This window comes from Lactobacillus melliventris (genome assembly GCF_042679465.1).
GTDB classification, from domain to species: domain Bacteria; phylum Bacillota; class Bacilli; order Lactobacillales; family Lactobacillaceae; genus Lactobacillus; species Lactobacillus melliventris.
In genome coordinates this window covers 68,577-84,360 of sequence record NZ_JBHTMT010000005.1, presented here as the reverse complement: position 1 = coordinate 84,360, position 15,784 = coordinate 68,577, and the positions used below count along the sequence as shown (strand labels likewise).

Annotated in this window: 31 protein-coding genes; all 31 read right to left on the bottom strand. The window is 38.4% G+C overall.

The window, feature by feature from the left end:
- Nucleotides 1-3 precede the first annotated feature (3 nt).
- The gene (locus ACFQ32_RS06690) at nucleotides 4-849 is read right to left on the bottom strand and encodes an energy-coupling factor transporter ATPase (protein ID WP_046325339.1); all 846 of its coding nucleotides are present in this window, start codon (nucleotides 847-849) and stop codon (nucleotides 4-6) included.
- Nucleotides 825-1,676 (bottom strand): energy-coupling factor transporter ATPase, encoded by an 852-nt coding sequence (locus ACFQ32_RS06685; protein WP_046325340.1) that lies wholly within the window; start codon nucleotides 1,674-1,676, stop codon nucleotides 825-827. The genes ACFQ32_RS06690 and ACFQ32_RS06685 overlap by 25 nt, the downstream gene beginning before the upstream one ends.
- A 405-nt stretch (nucleotides 1,677-2,081) precedes the next feature.
- Complete coding sequence (rplQ, locus tag ACFQ32_RS06680; protein WP_046325341.1) at nucleotides 2,082-2,465, bottom strand: 50S ribosomal protein L17; 384 nt, start codon at nucleotides 2,463-2,465, stop codon at nucleotides 2,082-2,084.
- Between the two features lie 26 nt (nucleotides 2,466-2,491).
- The gene (locus tag ACFQ32_RS06675; protein WP_046325342.1) at nucleotides 2,492-3,430 is read right to left on the bottom strand and encodes a DNA-directed RNA polymerase subunit alpha; all 939 of its coding nucleotides are present in this window, start codon (nucleotides 3,428-3,430) and stop codon (nucleotides 2,492-2,494) included.
- 45 nt (nucleotides 3,431-3,475) lie between these two features.
- Nucleotides 3,476-3,859 (bottom strand): 30S ribosomal protein S11, encoded by a 384-nt coding sequence (gene rpsK / locus ACFQ32_RS06670; RefSeq protein ID WP_034980403.1) that lies wholly within the window; start codon nucleotides 3,857-3,859, stop codon nucleotides 3,476-3,478.
- 21 nt (nucleotides 3,860-3,880) lie between these two features.
- The gene (gene rpsM / locus ACFQ32_RS06665) at nucleotides 3,881-4,231 is read right to left on the bottom strand and encodes a 30S ribosomal protein S13 (protein WP_034980405.1); all 351 of its coding nucleotides are present in this window, start codon (nucleotides 4,229-4,231) and stop codon (nucleotides 3,881-3,883) included.
- A gap of 20 nt (nucleotides 4,232-4,251) precedes the next feature.
- Nucleotides 4,252-4,368, bottom strand: a complete 117-nt coding sequence (gene rpmJ, locus ACFQ32_RS06660; protein WP_006729432.1) for a 50S ribosomal protein L36 — start codon at nucleotides 4,366-4,368, stop codon at nucleotides 4,252-4,254.
- A gap of 14 nt (nucleotides 4,369-4,382) precedes the next feature.
- The gene (gene infA / locus ACFQ32_RS06655) at nucleotides 4,383-4,604 is read right to left on the bottom strand and encodes a translation initiation factor IF-1 (RefSeq protein WP_034980408.1); all 222 of its coding nucleotides are present in this window, start codon (nucleotides 4,602-4,604) and stop codon (nucleotides 4,383-4,385) included.
- 65 nt (nucleotides 4,605-4,669) lie between these two features.
- Nucleotides 4,670-5,326, bottom strand: coding sequence for an adenylate kinase (locus ACFQ32_RS06650; protein WP_046325343.1), 657 nt, complete (start codon nucleotides 5,324-5,326; stop codon nucleotides 4,670-4,672).
- A gap of 10 nt (nucleotides 5,327-5,336) precedes the next feature.
- Nucleotides 5,337-6,632, bottom strand: a complete 1,296-nt coding sequence (gene secY / locus ACFQ32_RS06645) for a preprotein translocase subunit SecY (protein ID WP_110446428.1) — start codon at nucleotides 6,630-6,632, stop codon at nucleotides 5,337-5,339.
- Nucleotides 6,632-7,072: a 50S ribosomal protein L15 gene (gene rplO / locus ACFQ32_RS06640; protein WP_046325345.1), complete on the bottom strand. Its 441-nt coding sequence runs from the start codon at nucleotides 7,070-7,072 to the stop codon at nucleotides 6,632-6,634. Before rplO ends, secY begins: the two co-directional genes overlap by 1 nt.
- Nucleotides 7,073-7,095: 23 nt before the next feature.
- On the bottom strand, nucleotides 7,096-7,281 hold the full coding sequence (gene rpmD, locus ACFQ32_RS06635) for a 50S ribosomal protein L30 (RefSeq protein WP_046325346.1): 186 nt from the start codon (nucleotides 7,279-7,281) through the stop codon (nucleotides 7,096-7,098).
- 13 nt (nucleotides 7,282-7,294) lie between these two features.
- Nucleotides 7,295-7,801 (bottom strand): 30S ribosomal protein S5, encoded by a 507-nt coding sequence (gene rpsE, locus ACFQ32_RS06630; protein ID WP_046325347.1) that lies wholly within the window; start codon nucleotides 7,799-7,801, stop codon nucleotides 7,295-7,297.
- A 16-nt stretch (nucleotides 7,802-7,817) separates the two neighbouring features.
- Entirely contained in the window at nucleotides 7,818-8,177 is a 360-nt protein-coding gene (rplR, locus tag ACFQ32_RS06625) for a 50S ribosomal protein L18 (RefSeq protein ID WP_046325348.1), read from the bottom strand.
- Nucleotides 8,178-8,200: 23 nt separating this feature from the next.
- Nucleotides 8,201-8,731: a 50S ribosomal protein L6 gene (gene rplF / locus ACFQ32_RS06620; protein WP_034980425.1), complete on the bottom strand. Its 531-nt coding sequence runs from the start codon at nucleotides 8,729-8,731 to the stop codon at nucleotides 8,201-8,203.
- Nucleotides 8,732-8,755: 24 nt separating this feature from the next.
- On the bottom strand, nucleotides 8,756-9,154 hold the full coding sequence (gene rpsH, locus ACFQ32_RS06615) for a 30S ribosomal protein S8 (protein ID WP_046325349.1): 399 nt from the start codon (nucleotides 9,152-9,154) through the stop codon (nucleotides 8,756-8,758).
- A 22-nt stretch (nucleotides 9,155-9,176) separates the two neighbouring features.
- A complete protein-coding gene (locus ACFQ32_RS06610) occupies nucleotides 9,177-9,362 on the bottom strand; it encodes a type Z 30S ribosomal protein S14 (protein WP_034980430.1) in 186 nt (61 codons plus the stop codon).
- A 12-nt stretch (nucleotides 9,363-9,374) separates the two neighbouring features.
- A complete protein-coding gene (rplE, locus tag ACFQ32_RS06605) occupies nucleotides 9,375-9,917 on the bottom strand; it encodes a 50S ribosomal protein L5 (protein WP_046325350.1) in 543 nt (180 codons plus the stop codon).
- A gap of 14 nt (nucleotides 9,918-9,931) precedes the next feature.
- Entirely contained in the window at nucleotides 9,932-10,195 is a 264-nt protein-coding gene (gene rplX / locus ACFQ32_RS06600; protein ID WP_046325351.1) for a 50S ribosomal protein L24, read from the bottom strand.
- A 16-nt stretch (nucleotides 10,196-10,211) separates the two neighbouring features.
- The gene (gene rplN, locus ACFQ32_RS06595; RefSeq protein WP_034980437.1) at nucleotides 10,212-10,580 is read right to left on the bottom strand and encodes a 50S ribosomal protein L14; all 369 of its coding nucleotides are present in this window, start codon (nucleotides 10,578-10,580) and stop codon (nucleotides 10,212-10,214) included.
- A gap of 32 nt (nucleotides 10,581-10,612) precedes the next feature.
- Nucleotides 10,613-10,879, bottom strand: a complete 267-nt coding sequence (gene rpsQ, locus ACFQ32_RS06590; RefSeq protein ID WP_034980439.1) for a 30S ribosomal protein S17 — start codon at nucleotides 10,877-10,879, stop codon at nucleotides 10,613-10,615.
- A gap of 18 nt (nucleotides 10,880-10,897) precedes the next feature.
- Nucleotides 10,898-11,095, bottom strand: a complete 198-nt coding sequence (gene rpmC, locus ACFQ32_RS06585) for a 50S ribosomal protein L29 (RefSeq protein ID WP_046325352.1) — start codon at nucleotides 11,093-11,095, stop codon at nucleotides 10,898-10,900.
- On the bottom strand, nucleotides 11,085-11,525 hold the full coding sequence (gene rplP / locus ACFQ32_RS06580) for a 50S ribosomal protein L16 (protein WP_046325353.1): 441 nt from the start codon (nucleotides 11,523-11,525) through the stop codon (nucleotides 11,085-11,087). The genes rpmC and rplP overlap by 11 nt, the downstream gene beginning before the upstream one ends.
- Complete coding sequence (rpsC, locus tag ACFQ32_RS06575; protein WP_046325354.1) at nucleotides 11,525-12,196, bottom strand: 30S ribosomal protein S3; 672 nt, start codon at nucleotides 12,194-12,196, stop codon at nucleotides 11,525-11,527. Before rpsC ends, rplP begins: the two co-directional genes overlap by 1 nt.
- Nucleotides 12,197-12,209: 13 nt before the next feature.
- On the bottom strand, nucleotides 12,210-12,563 hold the full coding sequence (gene rplV, locus ACFQ32_RS06570) for a 50S ribosomal protein L22 (protein WP_034980453.1): 354 nt from the start codon (nucleotides 12,561-12,563) through the stop codon (nucleotides 12,210-12,212).
- Nucleotides 12,564-12,582: 19 nt separating this feature from the next.
- Nucleotides 12,583-12,864: a 30S ribosomal protein S19 gene (gene rpsS, locus ACFQ32_RS06565; RefSeq protein ID WP_038523755.1), complete on the bottom strand. Its 282-nt coding sequence runs from the start codon at nucleotides 12,862-12,864 to the stop codon at nucleotides 12,583-12,585.
- An 18-nt stretch (nucleotides 12,865-12,882) separates the two neighbouring features.
- Nucleotides 12,883-13,719: a 50S ribosomal protein L2 gene (gene rplB / locus ACFQ32_RS06560; RefSeq protein WP_034980459.1), complete on the bottom strand. Its 837-nt coding sequence runs from the start codon at nucleotides 13,717-13,719 to the stop codon at nucleotides 12,883-12,885.
- A 15-nt stretch (nucleotides 13,720-13,734) separates the two neighbouring features.
- Complete coding sequence (rplW, locus tag ACFQ32_RS06555) at nucleotides 13,735-14,046, bottom strand: 50S ribosomal protein L23 (protein ID WP_046325355.1); 312 nt, start codon at nucleotides 14,044-14,046, stop codon at nucleotides 13,735-13,737.
- The gene (gene rplD / locus ACFQ32_RS06550; protein WP_046325356.1) at nucleotides 14,043-14,675 is read right to left on the bottom strand and encodes a 50S ribosomal protein L4; all 633 of its coding nucleotides are present in this window, start codon (nucleotides 14,673-14,675) and stop codon (nucleotides 14,043-14,045) included. Before rplD ends, rplW begins: the two co-directional genes overlap by 4 nt.
- Nucleotides 14,676-14,689: 14 nt before the next feature.
- A complete protein-coding gene (gene rplC / locus ACFQ32_RS06545; protein ID WP_046325357.1) occupies nucleotides 14,690-15,319 on the bottom strand; it encodes a 50S ribosomal protein L3 in 630 nt (209 codons plus the stop codon).
- Nucleotides 15,320-15,343: 24 nt separating this feature from the next.
- Nucleotides 15,344-15,652, bottom strand: a complete 309-nt coding sequence (gene rpsJ, locus ACFQ32_RS06540; RefSeq protein ID WP_045928455.1) for a 30S ribosomal protein S10 — start codon at nucleotides 15,650-15,652, stop codon at nucleotides 15,344-15,346.
- Nucleotides 15,653-15,784: the final 132 nt, after the last annotated feature.

The window sequence follows — 15,784 nt, the reverse complement described above, 5'->3', positions numbered from 1 at the left end:
TTCTCACCCCTTTAAATTGGTTTCTATATCTTTTACCAAGTCAGCTATAGTTAATGGTAATTTTGCAAACTGATAGTTTTGCAATTTAGTTGCAAACAAGGAAGACTTAGGCTCTTCTAAATGATGCTCTTGTAACCAATTACGATCTTTAAAAATGTCTCTTGGTGCAGCTTGTTTAATCATTTTGCCATGTTCCATGACCAAAACATTTTCAGCATAATTGGCTACATCATCCATATTATGAGTAACTAAGATTACAGTATGCCCTTCTTTTTGATATTCAGAAAAAAGTGCCATCATTTGTTTACGTGCTTCAGGATCAAGACCAGCGGCTGGTTCATCTAAACAGAGAATATCTGGCTCATAAGCCATAACACCAGCTATCGCTACCCTTCTCATTTGTCCGCCAGATAACTCAAAAGGTGATCGTTTACCAATCTCTTCAGGTAAACCAACTTTTTTTAGCCAAAACCTGGCACTTGCAAGAGCTTTTTCATTATCATAACCAAAGTTTTTAGGTCCAAAAGCAATATCATCTATTACTGTATTTTCAAATAGCTGTGCTTCTGGAAATTGAAAAACCAGACTAACATGTCTTCTCAATTCTTTTAAATTTTTATTGGTAGTTTCTGGTGTGATAGTTGTGCCAGCTATTTCTATTTTCCCAGATGTAGGTCTAATTAGAGCATTAAAATGTTGCATAAGTGTCGATTTACCACTACCAGTATGACCAATTATTGCATTAAAAGAACCATCTTGCAGCTTAAAAGAAACATTGTCTAAACCTTTTTTTTCAAGTGGTGTTTCTGGAGAATAAATGTAACTTACATTTTCGAATTTAATTGACATAAGTAATTGATCAACTCTTTTTCTGAATCTATACTAGCTGGAATTTTAACAGAGTCAGCCAGTAACTTTGCTTTGACTTGCTCATAAAATGGTACATCCAAGCCCAACTTTTTCAACAGATCAACTTGACTAAAGACATCTTTAGTACTGCCCTTAGTAATTAATTTACCATCATTCATTACCAAAACCTGGTCAGCCATATTAGCTTCATCAATATCATGCGTAATTGAGATTACTGTCAAGTCATATTTATTCTTCATCGCTTGCACTATTGATAATATTTGGTCTCTACCTTCTGGATCAAGCATTGACGTAGCTTCATCCAGCACAATAATCTTAGGTTTAATAGCCAGTATCCCAGCAATTGCTACTCTTTGTTTTTGTCCTCCTGAAAGATTTGCTGGTTCAGCATTGATGTATTCGCTCATCCCCACTGCTTTAATTGCTTCAGGAACAACCTTTACCATTTCAGAGTGAGAAACACCGCGATTCTCTAGGCCAAATGCGACATCATCAGCCACTGTAGCTCCCACAAATTGATTGTCAGGATTTTGAAAGACAATTCCAACTTTGTTTCGAACTTCCCAAACCGTATCATCATTTAATTTTAAGCCATCAACTTCAATCTCCGGTTTTCCTTTTTCATCAGGTACCAGTAAACCATTAATCAGGCGGATAATTGTCGACTTGCCACTGCCATTATGGCCAATAATTGATGTCCATGAACCCCGTTTAATATCAAGACTAATGTTGTCTATAGCGGGAGTTTCTGACTCTGGATACGTAAAGCTTACATTTTTTATTTTGATAATACTGTCAGTTGTCATACTCTCACCATCCTAAAAAGTCTGATTCAATTGTACCAAAAATATTATGATTTCTGAACCATGTTTGCAATCTTTCTATTTTTATCATTACTATCTGGCTTTTTTTTAATAAATTTTAGCAATATCAAAAGGAGTAGCTTTTAATTAAGTGATTTTTACTTTGTTTGTAGCAGTGTAATTCATTTTGCCTCACTAAATTAAAGTATTAAAACTGAATATGAAGTAAAAGTCAATTAAGTTTTATTTGCACACTGTCTATTAACTAAAATCTAAAGCAAAAAAAATCATCCATGAGGAGGGATAAATTACTTCATCTAAGCTAGACTAAACTTTCGTCATCATCTTAACGCTTATTCTCACTCTCACGGATAATTCTTAATAGCTATTAAGTTTAGATTATTCGAATTAAACTAATTCTAAAATAACCATTGGAGCTGCATCACCTTTACGGGCAGTAGCAAGCTTCATAATTCTGGTGTAACCACCATTTCTGTCTTTGTAACGAGGTGCCACATCGCTAAAAAGCTTCTGTAAAGCTGATTTAACAACTACTGCATCTTTTTCTTCATGAATATCTGCAACTTCATCACGAATAAAAGCAGCGGCTCTTCTTCTTGCGGCTAAATCTCCACGCTTACCTAAAGTGATCATCTTTTCGGCAGTCTTGCGAACTTCTTTAGCACGTGTTTCAGTAGTAGTAATGCGTTCATTCATGATCAATTGAGTAGTCATTTCTCTTAACATTGCTTTTCTATGTGCACTGTCTCGTCCCAATTTACGGTATGCCATCAGTTTACCTCCTTTATTTTTCGAAATTAATCTTCTTGACGAAGTGATAGTCCCAAGTCAGCTAACTTGTTTTTAACTTCTTCCAACGATTTCCGTCCTAAATTGCGTACACGCATCATATCTGCTTCTGTCTTATCAGTCAGTTCTTGCAGTGTATTAATTCCGGCACGTTTAAGACAATTGTATGAACGAACAGAAAGATCAAGCTCTTCAATTGTCATTTCAAGCTTCTTTTCTGCCGTATCGTCCTCTTTTTCAACCATCACATCATTGAATTTAGTATTTGCATCAGCAGTTTCAAACACTTTAAAGTGTGCGACTAAAATTTTAGCAGCGAAACTGAGGGCATCGTTAGGCTTGATTGAACCATCTGTCCAAATCTCTAAGGTGAGCTTATCAAAATCGTCTCTTTTACCAACACGAGTTGATTCAACTTGGTAATTAACTTTCTTTATTGGGGAAAACAAAGAATCAACCGGAATAACCCCAATTGGCATATCCTCACTCTTGTTGTCACTTGCTGCAACGTAGCCACGGCCATTTTGAACAGCAATTTGCATATGCAAATGACCACCATCAGCAATAGTACAAATATATTGGTCAGGATTCAGGATTTGAATATCAGCGTCAGCTTTGAGATCATCGGCGGTTACAGTAGCCGGACCCTCTACGTCAATTTCAATAATTTTTTGTTCATCTGAAAAAGACTTTAATTCAAGTTTCTTAAGGTTCAGGATTATCTTAGCGACATCTTCTCTTACGCCTGGAACGGTTGAGAATTCGTGTAAGACATCATCTATTTGAACGTAAACAAGTCCTGTACCTGGGATAGATGTCAGTAAAACTCTACGTAATGAGTTACCTAAAGTAGTACCAAAGCCTCGTTCAAGTGGTTCAATAACAAATTTACCATACGACTTTTCTTGGTCCACAACGGTAATATTTGGTTTTTCAAATTCAATCATTACTAGGCCCCTTTCAAAACGCAATGTCCTTCATTAAGAACAAAATTAAACACGACGACGTTTTGGTGGTCTAGAACCATTGTGAGGAACTGGGGTAACATCACGAATTGCGGTGATTTCAAGCCCAGTCGCTTGTAGCGATCTAATAGCAGATTCACGGCCAGCACCCGGACCTTTAACAGAAACTTCAACATGTTTCATGCCTTGATCCATTGCGCTCTTAGCTGCTGCTTCGGCTGCCATTTGTGCCGCAAATGGTGTAGACTTACGACTACCTTTAAAGCCTAATGCACCAGCTGAAGACCAAGCAATTGCATTGCCTTGAACGTCAGTAATCATGACTAAAGTATTGTTAAACGTAGAATGGATATGAGCAACGCCTTTTTCAACGTGCTTCTTCACACGGCGTTTACGTGCTGTTTTAGGCATCAATAAACCTCCTTAAAATTTTTATTTATTCTTTTTACTACCCTTACGTGTACGAGCATTATTCTTGGTATTTTGACCACGAACTGGAAGTCCACGACGGTGGCGAATACCACGATATGAACCAATATCAATTAACCGCTTAATGTTCATGCTGACTTCTCTACGTAAGTCACCTTCAACACGGTATTTATCAACTTCTGCACGAAGCTTCTCTTGGTCATCTGGAGTCAAATCTTTTGAACGTATGTCTTCAGAAACACCAGCATCCGCACAAATCTTTTGTGCTGTTGGTTCACCAATACCATAAATATAAGTTAATGCAACAACTATTCTTTTATCTCTTGGTAAGTCAACACCAGCAATACGTGCCATAAATTGCACCTCCTATTTTTCTAACCTTGACGTTGCTTGTGCTTTGGATTTGCAGAGCAAATAACCATTACACGACCATTTCTTTTAATTATCTTACAATGTTCACACATTGGTTTAACAGATGGTCTAACCTTCATGTTTCCCTCCGTTATTACTTTATAAATCGATAAGTTATTCTACCTTTAGTTAAATCATAAGGAGAAAGTTCAACTGTAACACGGTCTCCAGGTAAAATTCGAATATAATGCATTCTAATCTTACCGGAAACATGTGCTAAAATCACTGCTCCATTTTCCAATTCAACTTTAAACATAGCATTAGGCAAGGTATCAACAACCTTACCTTTTACTTCTATGACATCATCTTTTGCCAAAGCCGTTCCTCCGCATTTAAACAGTCATACTTTGAAATTATAACACGGAAAAGTAAATATACAAATTATTGCTTTTTACTTAAAACCGCATCAACATTCTTGAAAACTTCTTCAGGGGTTTGTTCACCATCAACAACAGTTAACAAACCTTTTTTCTGGTAAAAGTCCTTTAGCGGTGTATTCATCTTTTCATTTACTTCTAAACGATTTTTTACTACTTCAGGCTTGTCATCTTCACGTTGATAAAAGTCATGACTGCCACAACGATCACAAGTCCCTTTAACTTGGGGCATTTTTGTAATCTTATTATAAGTAGCACCACAATTTTTGCACATAAAGCGTGCTGACAAACGTTTTACTAAAGTTTCTTCTTTAACTTCTAGTGAAATTACGTTTGTTAATTGTTTATTGACGCGTTTAGCAATATCTTCAAAAAGTTCCGCCTGAACAATAGTCCGTGGAAAACCATCTAAGATGTAACCCTCTTTAATATCAGGTTGCCCTATACGTTCTTCAACTAATTTGGCAGTAACTTCGTCCGGTACCAAATCACCTTTATCAATGTAACTTTTAGCTTCAAGACCAACTTTAGTCTCATTAGCCATTGCTTCTCTAAACATATCCCCAGTTGAAATATGAGTTAGATGATATTTATCGACAATTTGTTCTGATACCGTACCTTTGCCCGCACCAGGCAAACCTAAAAGAAATATATTAATCATTTATCCGTCCCTATCTGATGAATCCAACGTATTCTCTCTTCATTAACAATCCGTTAATTTGACGAGATAGTTCCAAGACGACACCAATAACAATTAAAAGACTGGTACCGCCTAATCCAATTGAACTTGGTAAATCCCAAAAATTAGTAGCAAGTTGTGGTAATAAAGCTACAAGGCCTAAAAATACAGATCCTACTGTTGATAATCTTATCAATACCTTAGAAACATAATCTTGTGTATCTTTACCCGGCCAAACACTTGGGATATAAGCGCCCTGCTTCTGCAAATTCTTAGCCAGCTTCTCAGGGTTAACCTGAACAAAAGCATAGAAGAATGTGAACAGAATTATTAAAACAGTATAAATTATAACCCCAGGTGTAGTTTGCATACTAAAGATATTAGTCATTATCTTGTACCACTGCTGGTCGCCTTGAGACTTTTGGAAAGCCATTAAAATTGTTGCCGGTGTGATGATGAAAGAACTAGCAAAAATAACTGGAATAACACCAGAAACATTAACTTTCAATGGCAAAAAACTTTCAGAGCCACTAATAGTTGCTCTTCTTGTATATTGTATTGGAATTCGGCGATCTGCCTGTTCTACCCATGTAACTACTTGCGTTACGATAAGTATTGCAATGATAATCGCGATGAAGAACAAAATCCCTTGCCAACGATCACTCGCACTGTTGTTAATAACGTCTTCTTTATAAAGCTGCCACAGTCCTCGCGGTAGCCTAGCAATAATACCTGCAAAAATAATAACAGAAACTCCATTGCCCAGACCCTTATCAGTGATTTCATCACCTAACCAGGTTAGCAACATTGTTCCGGCAGTCATTACAATTGCAATCTCAAAGTAAGATTGCCAAGTCTGTGACTTGACTAACCCCATCTCAGTCAAAGCATTGAAACCAAGCGTGATACCAATACTTTGGATGAATGCCACAAACAATGCAAGTACACGGGTTACGTTATTAGTCTTACGGCGTCCTACTTCTCCTTGTTTACCCCATTCTACCAACGTCGGAACTATGTCCATTTGTAAAAGTTGAATAACAATTTGTGCAGTAATGTAAGGTGAAACACCTAAAGAGAATATTGAATAGTTATCAAGTCCACCACCAGAAACAGTATCCAGCATTGGGACCAAACCAGTTTGTGCAACTTGAGTAATCGCTTTTGCGTTGACACCTGGAACAGTGATATTAGCTCCAATTCGGTAAATCAAAAGAATAAAGAGTGTGAAATATATTTTATTTCTAATTTCTTTATCCTTAAAGGCGTTCTTCAAGGTCGAAAACATTAGATCACCTCAACAGATCCGCCAGCATCTTCAACTGCTTTCTTCGCAGCGGCGGAAACTTTGTTAATCTTGACGTTTAACTTAACTTTTAACTCACCTTTTGCAAGCAACTTAACGCCTGATAATTCTTTCTTTACCAAACCTTTTTCTTTAAGACTAGCAACTGTAACTTCGTTACCATCCTCAAACTTGTTTAAATCATCTAAGTTAATGATTGCATACTCTTTGCGGTTAACGTTCTTAAATCCACGCTTTGGCATAGTTCTGAATAATGGCATTTGACCACCTTCAAAGCCTAAACGGGTATGACCGCCTTGGCGAGACAATTGTCCCTTTTGGCCACGGCCAGAAGTTTTTCCAAAACCACTTGAAGTACCACGACCAACACGTTTTCTAGTATTGCGTGAACCTTCAGCAGCATGTAATTCATGAAGCTTCATTAATTTGGCACCTCCTCAATTAACTAATTATTAATTTCTTCAACTGAAATCAAGTGGGCAATTTTCATCAATGCACCACGAGTTGCAGCATTGTCTGGTAAAGTAGTTGTACTGTTAATTCTACCTAAACCAAGAGCTTTCACAACTTTTCTTTGGTTAGGCAGACGGTGTGCAGCACTTCTAATTAAAGTAACTTTTAATTCAGTCATTTATCCTGTCTCCCTAATCTAATTCAGCGTGACGAAGCTTTTCAACGTCTTCACTTGTTCTAAGTTTCTTCAAACCATCTATTGTTGCACGAACAACATTAATTGGAGTATTAGAACCAAGTGACTTGGAAGTAACATCAGCAATACCAGCCATATCCATAACGATACGAACGGCACCACCAGCAGCAACACCAGAACCAGCTGGAGCAGGTTTAATCATAATATTACCTGAGCCATAATGACCAATTACTTCATGAGGAATAGTAGTGCCAACCTTAGGAACTTTGATCATGTTCTTTTTACCAGCTTCAACGGCCTTACGGATTGCTTCTGGAACTTCTTGAGCTTTACCAGTACCAAAGCCTACACGACCTTTTTTGTCGCCAACGATTACCAAGGCAGCAAATCTCATTCGTTGACCACCCTTGACAACCTTGGTGACACGATTAATTGCTACTAACTGATCTTCGATGTCGTCCTTATTTCTGCGATTATTGCGAGAATCGTTGCGGTTTGCCATGTATTTATCTCCTTTCCTAGAACTCTAATCCGTTTTCACGAGCGGCATCTGCCAAAGCTGAAATACGGCCGTGGTATAAATAACCACTTCTGTCAAACACTACACTAGTAATGTTTTTAGCTTTCGCTGCTTCAGCAATATTCTTGCCAACAGCTTGAGCTTGTTCTACTTTAGTCTGATCCTTAGCTACAGCATCATCTAAAGTTGAGGCACTTGCTAGCGTTACACCCGCTACGTCATCAATTAATTGAGCGTAGATGTTTTTGTTTGAACGGAAAACGCTTAAGCGTGGGCGCTCAGCAGTACCAGAAATTTTGCTACGAATACGTTTGTGACGCTTTAAGCGCAATTTGTTCTTATCTGGTTTTGAAATCACAATTTCACCTCAAAAATTATTTTCTATTTACCTGTCTTACCTTCCTTACGACGTACATATTCGTCAGTATAACGAATACCTTTACCTTTGTAAGGCTCTGGTGGACGTACATCGCGAATTTCAGCAGCAAATTGTCCAACATTTTGCTTAGAAATTCCTTCTACTTCAATGTCTGTAGCTGAAGTAGCTTTCACTGAAACACCTTCTGGTGCAGTCATTACAACTGGGTGTGAGTAACCAACATTTAAAGTGAGTTTATTACCTTGTGCTGTTGCACGGTAACCAACACCGATTAACTTTAAAGTTTTCTTATATCCATCAACCACACCTTCAACCATAGAGGCTAAATTAGCTCTCTCGGTACCATGAAGAGCTTTGTCGCTTTCACTAGAACGTGAGAAGTTAATTTTACCATCTTCTTGTTTAAAAGTGATTTTTGGATCGAAATATCTGGTTAATTCACCTTTAGGTCCTTTAACAGTGATATTGTCACCCTTCTTGGTAACAGTGACACTATCTGGGACTTCAATTGTTTTTAAACCGATACGGCTCATTGATTGTTCTCCTTTCTGTCAGAATTACCATACATAGGCGATAACTTCGCCACCAACATCTTTTTGTCTTGCTTCCTTGTCGGTAATTACACCAGCAGAAGTAGAAACGATGGCAATACCTAAGCCATTAAGTACCTTAGGTAAATTTTCAGCGCTTACGTAAGTTCTAAGACCTGGCTTAGAAATTCGCTTTAAGCCTGAAATGACACGTTCTCCGTCAGGACCATATTTCAGGAAAATCTTAATCATACCTTGCTTGTTGTCATCGGTAACTTCGTAATCACGGATGAAGCCTTCGCGTTTCAAAATTTCTGAAATAGATTTTTTAATATTTGATGCAGGAACTTCAACTGAATTATGTTTTGCCATATTAGCATTTCTAATTCTAGTCAAGTAATCTGCGATCGGATCTGTCATGACCATTTATGCTATCCTCCTATCCGTATTACCAACTAGCCTTTTTAAGGCCAGGAATTTGACCTTTGTGAGCTAAATCTTTCAAGCAAATACGGCATAAGCCAAACTTACGATAAACAGAGCGTGGACGACCACATCTCTCGCAACGAGTGTATTCACGTGAAGAAAATTTAGCAGGACGATGATTTCTAATTTTTTGTGATGTCTTAGCCATTAATGTCCTCCATTATTTTGCAAACGGCATACCAAATTGACTTAGAAGTTCTCTAGCTTCCTCATCTGTATTGGCAGTAGTAACGATAACAACATCTAAACCCCTGGTTCTATTAACTTTATCAAAGTCAATTTCTGGGAAAATTAATTGTTCCTTAATACCTAAAGTGTAGTTACCACGACCATCAAATGAACGGCTTGAAACACCGCGGAAGTCGCGAACACGAGGAAGTGAAACACTGATTAACTTATACAAGAAGTCATACATTCTATCTCCTCTAAGTGTAACCTTAGCACCGATAGACATACCTTCACGCAAGCGGAAGTTAGCGATTGACTTTTTGGCTTTTGTTACCAAAGGCTTTTGACCTGAAATTAAAGTTAATTCTTCAACAGCTTCGTCTAAGTTTTTAGCGTTGGAAACAGCATCACCAACACCCATGTTCAAAACGATTTTCTCAATCTTTGGTACTTGCATAACTGAGCTGTAATCAAACTTTTCTTGCAATGCAGGAACAATTTTTTCTTTATATTCTTGAGCTAAATAATTTGCCATTTGTGTCCTCCCTTCTACTTCTTAGTTTCTTCTTTATTATCATTTGCTTTGCCTTCAGACTTTGCAATGACTTTAACGTTTGATGCGTGAATTGAACCTTCTGATTCAACTACACCACCATTAGCATTAGTCTGTGAAGGCTTTTGGTGTTTCTTAATCTTATTAACGCCTTTAACAACCACACGGTTCTTTTTAACATTAACAGATAAAACAATGCCTTCTTTACCTTTGTCTTTTCCGGCAATAACTTTTACTTTGTCACCAGTTTTAACAAACATCAGTGCACCTCACTTATTATAAGACTTCAGGAGCAAGAGAGACGATTTTCATAAAGTCGTGCTCACGCAGCTCACGTGCAACAGGCCCAAAGATACGAGTACCGCGTGGGCTCTTATCTGCATTGATAACTACTCCAGCATTTTCATCAAACTTGATGTATGAACCATCTTCACGACGGGCGCCTGATTTTGTTCTAACAATGACGGCCTTGACAACGTCACCTTTTTTGACAACGCCACCTGGTGTTGCTTGTTTAACAGTTGCTACCACAATATCACCAATGTTACCAGTCTTACGTCTTGATCCACCTAAGACTCTAATAACTAAAAGTTCTCTGGCACCTGAGTTATCAGCAACCTTCAAACGGGATTCATTTTGAATCACTATATAATCCTCCCCTCACTAAATCCGCAAAATTAAACAGATTTTTTAACAATTTTAACTAAACGAAAGCGCTTTGTACGAGATAATGGACGAGTTTCCATGATACGAACAGTATCGCCAACTTTAGCTTCATTTTTATCATCTTGTGCGTAGTATTTCTTTGAATATCTGATACGCTTCTTGTAAACAGGGTGATTCTTATAAGTATCAACAACTACAGTGATAGTTTTGTCATTCTTATCAGAAATTACTTGGCCTTGATATACGTGACGATGATTTCTTTCGATTGATTCGCTCAAGTTAATAACTCCCTTCCACTAATCTTTTTCCAATGCTTTTTCACTAAGAATTGTTTTAATTCTAGCAATATTTTTACGGACTTTGCTTAGGCGAGCGGTATTTTCTAATTGACCCGTTGCTTGTTGAAAACGCAAATTAAAGAGTTCTTCTTTGTATTGCTTTTCTTTGTCTAACATTTGATCAGTGGTTAATGCTCTGATTTCCTTAGCCTTCATTAGAATTGCCACCTACTTCCGAACTTCTAGACACGAACTTACATTTAATTGGAAGCTTAGTTGCAGCAAGTCTCAAAGCTTCACGAGCAGTTGCTTCGTTAACGCCACCAATTTCAAACATGATCTTTTCTCTCTTGACTACAGCTACCCAGCCTGCTGGTGCACCTTTACCAGAACCCATACGTACACCAACACCTTTAGCAGTGTAAGACTTTTGAGGGAAAATTCTAATCCAAACTTTACCGCCACGCTTCATATAACGAGTCATCGCAACACGAGCAGCTTCAATTTGTTGAGTAGTAATCCAGTGGGATTCAAGGGCTTCTAATCCATATTCACCAAAAGCGATAGTTTTACCACCCTTAGCGGCACCACGCATTTTACCACGAAACTCACGACGGTGTTTTACCCTTTTTGGTACTAGAGGCATTATTTGTTTCCTCCCTTCGCAGCTTTTTCGGGCTTCTTACTTTTAGAAGGTAAGATTTCACCCCGGTTAATCCATACTTGAACGCCAATTTCACCATAGGTGGTGTAAGCATTTACCCAAGCATAATCAATATCAGCTCTTAAAGTTTGTAATGGAACACGGCCTTCTGTATGCCATTCTCTTCTTGCCATGTCAGCACCATTTAAACGACCAGAAGTTTGTACTCTGATTCCTTTAGCACCGGCACGCATTGTTCTTTGAGTTGCTTGACGCGTAGCACGTCTAAAAGCAATACGAGCTTCAAGTTGACTAGCAATACTTTCAGCTACCAATTTAGCATCAAGATCTGGCTTCTTAATTTCAACAATATTAACGTGAACCTGCTTTTTAGTCAAAGCATTTAATTCTCTTCTCAGTGCTTCAACTTCAGAACCACCTTTACCAATCACCATACCTGGTTTAGAAGTATTGATTGATACGTTGATTCTATTGGCTGCACGTTCAATTTCAACAGTAGAAACAGAGGCATTCTTTAATTTCTTATCAATGAATTTTCTGATGCGCAGGTCTTCATTTAAGGTTTCTTTGTATCCTCTGTCAGCATACCATTTAGATTCCCAGTCACGTATCACGCCGAGACGAAAACCATTTGGGTTAATTTTCTGACCCATTAATATACCTCCCTTAATCGTTCTTTTCTGACACTACTACAACTACATGACTAGTTCTCTTGTTAATCGGAGAAGCCATACCCTTGGCACGTGGTCTAAATCTCTTTAAAGTAGCTCCCTCGTTTACGTATGCTTCAGACACATAAAGATTAGCACTTTCAAGATCGTAATTGTGTTCTGCATTTGCAATTGCTGAGCGTAAAACTTTTTCAACGATTGGGGAAGCAGCTCTAGGCGTAAATTGCAAGATTGCCAATGCTTCAGCTACGTCTTTGCCACGAATCAAATCAACGACTAAACGTGCTTTTCTTGGAGCAATACGAACTGTTCTTGCCTCTGCCCTAGCTGAACTAACTTGTTCTGCCATTTAAGTGTTTCTCCTTTCTCTATTTTGAAGTAGCCTTGTCGTCAGATGTCTTGTGTCCGCGGAAAGTTCTCGTTGGAACAAATTCACCTAACTTATGACCAACCATGTCCTCAGTAATGTATACTGGAACATGCTTTCTACCATCGTAAACAGCTATAGTCAAACCAACAAAAGAAGGAAAAATAGTTGAACGACGTGACCAAGTTTTAATAACCTGTTTTTTATCTGTGTCTGCTTGTGCATCAACTTTCTTTAATAAAGATGCATCAGCAAAAGGCCCTTTTTTAATACTACGGCTCATTAAATTACCCTCCTTCTATTATTTGCTACCCTTACGGTGACGAACAATCAATTTCTCGCTGGCTCTCTTACTATTTCTAGTCTTAATACCACGAGCTTTCTTGCCCCATGGAGTCATCGGTTGTGGACGACCTACAGGAGCCTTACCTTCACCACCACCATGTGGGTGATCGTTAGGGTTCATTACGGAACCACGAGACTGTGGGCGTCTACCCAACCAGCGACTGCGTCCAGCTTTACCTAATTGGATTAATGAATGTTGTTCATTACCTACGACACCGATAGTTGCACGACAAACTGATAAAATCTTGCGAACCTCACCACTTTGTAATTTAACTAATGTGTACTTACCATCATTACCCAAAACTTGAGCGCTGGCTCCAGCACTTCTAACAAGCTGACCGCCTTTGCCAGGTCTTAATTCAATATTATGAATTGAAGTACCAGTTGGAATGTTCTTTAAAGGCAAAGCATTTCCTGGTTTAATATCTGCGTTAGCACCAGATTCAACCACATCGCCGACTGTTAAACCTTTTGGTGCCAGGATATAAGCTTTAATACCGTCAGTGTAGTGAAGAAGTGCAATATTAGCAGTTCTGTTTGGATCGTATTCGATAGCCTTAACTACAGCTTTAGCATTGTCTTTATTACGCTTAAAATCGATGATACGGTATTTTTGCTTATGTCCACCGCCACGGTGTCTACTTGTAATATGACCATAAGAGTTACGACCTGCAGTATGTGATTGTGACTCAAGTAGGGTACGTTCTGGTTTGCTCTTAGTAATTTCAGCAAAGTCAGAAGTAGTCATATTACGGCGACCATTTGTGGTTGGCTTATAAATTTTAATAGCCAATTGACTGACCTCCTATTACTTATTTTCTTCTTTATTGTTGCTATCGTCTTTGAAAATTTTGATATCGTTTGAATCTTCAGTTAAGGTAACTATTGCCTTACGGGTACGAGCGGTTTTGCCTGAATAACGGCCAACACGCTTATCCTTACCACGAACATTCATGATATTAACTTTTTTAACCTTAACATCAAAAATTTCTTCAACAGCATCACGAACTTGAGTCTTGGTTGCAGTTAAAAGCACGTTGAAAGTGTACTTCTTATCATCCATTAAGTTCGTTGACTTTTCAGTAATGACAGGTCTTAAAATGATATCATGTGCACTCATTTCGCTGAAGCCCCCTCAACATTCTTTTCAATCTTTTCAATAGCTTCTTTAGTCAAAACCAATTTGTCATAATTAACAACATCTTCAACATTCAAGCCATTAGCAGTGATTACCTTAACGTTTGGCAAGTTTCTAGCTGAATATTGAACATTCTTATCATCAGAAACAACTAAAACTTTGCCTTCAACTTTTAAGCCGTCCAAGATTGACTTGAATTCTTTGGTCTTAGGAGCTGACATTGTCAGTTGATCTAAAACTACTAAATCTTCATCAATCAATTTTTGGGAAAGAACAGACTTGATAGCCAAGCGCCGTTGCTTTCTTGGCATTGAGTATGCGTAAGAACGTGGAGTTGGTCCGAAAACTACACCACCGCCACGCCATTGTGGGGAACGGATAGAGCCTTGACGAGCACGTCCTGTACCCTTTTGTTTCCAAGGCTTCTTACCACCGCCGCGAACAGCGGATCTATTTTTGACCTTTGAGGTACCTTGACGTCTGCCAGCTCTCTGTCTGATAATTGCGTCAAAAACTACGCTTTCATTTGGCTTAATACCAAATACATCATCATTTAAAGTAACTTCACCAGCGTCTTTGCCTTTTTGATCGATAACTTTTAAATTAGCCATTCTAGTCCTCCTTCCTATTTATTAGTCTTTACAGCAGATCTAACAGTAAGCAATGAATTCTTAGCACCAGGTACATTACCCTTGATTAATAATACATTCTTATCTGCTACAACTTTTTCAATTACTAAGTTTTCAATGGTAACTTTCTTCATTCCCATGTGTCCTGGCAGGCGTTTGCCCTTAGGAACACGGTTGATGATGGAACCCATTGAACCAGGAATTCTGTGATATCTTGAACCGTGAGTTTCTGGTCCACGTGATTGGCCCCAACGTTTAATGTTACCTTGGTATCCATGACCTCTTGTAGTACCAGTGACGTCAACTACGTCACCTTCCTTAAATGTGTCCACAGTAACTTCTGAGCCGACTTCGTAGTCCTTAAGCTCAACTCCGCGGATTTCACGTATGAAGCGCTTAGGCGAAGTCTTTGCTTTTGCAGCATGACCTTTTTCTGGTTTGTTGCTCAAAACTTCACGCTTGTCTTGGTATCCTAATTGAATTGCTTCGTAGCCGTCAGATTCAACTGTCTTAACTTGCATAACAACGTTAGGAGTTGCTTCAACAACAGTTACAGGCACAAGGATACCATCTTTAGTGAAGATTTGGGTCATACCAACTTTTCTTCCTAAGATTCCTTTGGTCATGATTACACCTCTTTCTTTTAAAAATTAAAGTTTAATTTCGATGTCAACACCGCTTGGTAAATCAAGCTTCATTAAAGAGTCAACAGTCTTAGGTGTTGGATTTAAAATATCGATTAAACGCTTATGCGTACGAATTTCAAATTGTTCACGTGAATCTTTGTTCTTATGTGGTGAACGTAAAACAGTAAACAATACCCTTTCTGTTGGCAGTGGAACAGGACCTGAAATTTCAGCTCCGGTTCTCTTAGCAGTAGCTACAATTTTAGCAGCTGATTCATCGAGAATACCATGTTCGTATGACTTAAGTCTGATACGAATTGATTGACTTGCCATTAAATTACCTCCTCAACGTCTTCTTTAAAAGATGACTAGCTTCCACAAAAATTCCCGGCACTACCTCTGTGGCAATGCAGCCTGGTGTGCCGCAACCTTTTGTATCAACGCTTTACAACAAAATGTGCTTTT

What these genes read in the sequence shown, in the direction of transcription:
- ACFQ32_RS06690 (WP_046325339.1), bottom strand. Translation starts at nt 849, where the DNA reads ATGTCAATTAAATTCGAAAATGTAAGTTACATTTATTCTCCAGAAACA.
- ACFQ32_RS06685 (WP_046325340.1), bottom strand. Translation starts at nt 1,676, where the DNA reads ATGACAACTGACAGTATTATCAAAATAAAAAATGTAAGCTTTACGTAT.
- rplQ (WP_046325341.1), bottom strand. Translation starts at nt 2,465, where the DNA reads ATGGCATACCGTAAATTGGGACGAGACAGTGCACATAGAAAAGCAATG.
- ACFQ32_RS06675 (WP_046325342.1), bottom strand. Translation starts at nt 3,430, where the DNA reads ATGATTGAATTTGAAAAACCAAATATTACCGTTGTGGACCAAGAAAAG.
- rpsK (WP_034980403.1), bottom strand. Translation starts at nt 3,859, where the DNA reads ATGCCTAAAACAGCACGTAAACGCCGTGTGAAGAAGCACGTTGAAAAA.
- rpsM (WP_034980405.1), bottom strand. Translation starts at nt 4,231, where the DNA reads ATGGCACGTATTGCTGGTGTTGACTTACCAAGAGATAAAAGAATAGTT.
- rpmJ (WP_006729432.1), bottom strand. Translation starts at nt 4,368, where the DNA reads ATGAAGGTTAGACCATCTGTTAAACCAATGTGTGAACATTGTAAGATA.
- ACFQ32_RS06650 (WP_046325343.1), bottom strand. Translation starts at nt 5,326, where the DNA reads ATGATTAATATATTTCTTTTAGGTTTGCCTGGTGCGGGCAAAGGTACG.
- secY (WP_110446428.1), bottom strand. Translation starts at nt 6,632, where the DNA reads ATGTTTTCGACCTTGAAGAACGCCTTTAAGGATAAAGAAATTAGAAAT.
- rplO (WP_046325345.1), bottom strand. Translation starts at nt 7,072, where the DNA reads ATGAAGCTTCATGAATTACATGCTGCTGAAGGTTCACGCAATACTAGA.
- rpmD (WP_046325346.1), bottom strand. Translation starts at nt 7,281, where the DNA reads ATGACTGAATTAAAAGTTACTTTAATTAGAAGTGCTGCACACCGTCTG.
- rpsE (WP_046325347.1), bottom strand. Translation starts at nt 7,801, where the DNA reads ATGGCAAACCGCAACGATTCTCGCAATAATCGCAGAAATAAGGACGAC.
- rplF (WP_034980425.1), bottom strand. Translation starts at nt 8,731, where the DNA reads ATGAGCCGTATCGGTTTAAAAACAATTGAAGTCCCAGATAGTGTCACT.
- rpsH (WP_046325349.1), bottom strand. Translation starts at nt 9,154, where the DNA reads ATGGTCATGACAGATCCGATCGCAGATTACTTGACTAGAATTAGAAAT.
- ACFQ32_RS06610 (WP_034980430.1), bottom strand. Translation starts at nt 9,362, where the DNA reads ATGGCTAAGACATCACAAAAAATTAGAAATCATCGTCCTGCTAAATTT.
- rplE (WP_046325350.1), bottom strand. Translation starts at nt 9,917, where the DNA reads ATGGCAAATTATTTAGCTCAAGAATATAAAGAAAAAATTGTTCCTGCA.
- rplX (WP_046325351.1), bottom strand. Translation starts at nt 10,195, where the DNA reads ATGTTTGTTAAAACTGGTGACAAAGTAAAAGTTATTGCCGGAAAAGAC.
- rpmC (WP_046325352.1), bottom strand. Translation starts at nt 11,095, where the DNA reads ATGAAGGCTAAGGAAATCAGAGCATTAACCACTGATCAAATGTTAGAC.
- rplP (WP_046325353.1), bottom strand. Translation starts at nt 11,525, where the DNA reads ATGCCTCTAGTACCAAAAAGGGTAAAACACCGTCGTGAGTTTCGTGGT.
- rpsC (WP_046325354.1), bottom strand. Translation starts at nt 12,196, where the DNA reads ATGGGTCAGAAAATTAACCCAAATGGTTTTCGTCTCGGCGTGATACGT.
- rplV (WP_034980453.1), bottom strand. Translation starts at nt 12,563, where the DNA reads ATGGCAGAACAAGTTAGTTCAGCTAGGGCAGAGGCAAGAACAGTTCGT.
- rpsS (WP_038523755.1), bottom strand. Translation starts at nt 12,864, where the DNA reads ATGAGCCGTAGTATTAAAAAAGGGCCTTTTGCTGATGCATCTTTATTA.
- rplW (WP_046325355.1), bottom strand. Translation starts at nt 14,046, where the DNA reads ATGAGTGCACATGATATCATTTTAAGACCTGTCATTACTGAAAAGTCA.
- rplD (WP_046325356.1), bottom strand. Translation starts at nt 14,675, where the DNA reads ATGGCTAATTTAAAAGTTATCGATCAAAAAGGCAAAGACGCTGGTGAA.
- rplC (WP_046325357.1), bottom strand. Translation starts at nt 15,319, where the DNA reads ATGACCAAAGGAATCTTAGGAAGAAAAGTTGGTATGACCCAAATCTTC.
- rpsJ (WP_045928455.1), bottom strand. Translation starts at nt 15,652, where the DNA reads ATGGCAAGTCAATCAATTCGTATCAGACTTAAGTCATACGAACATGGT.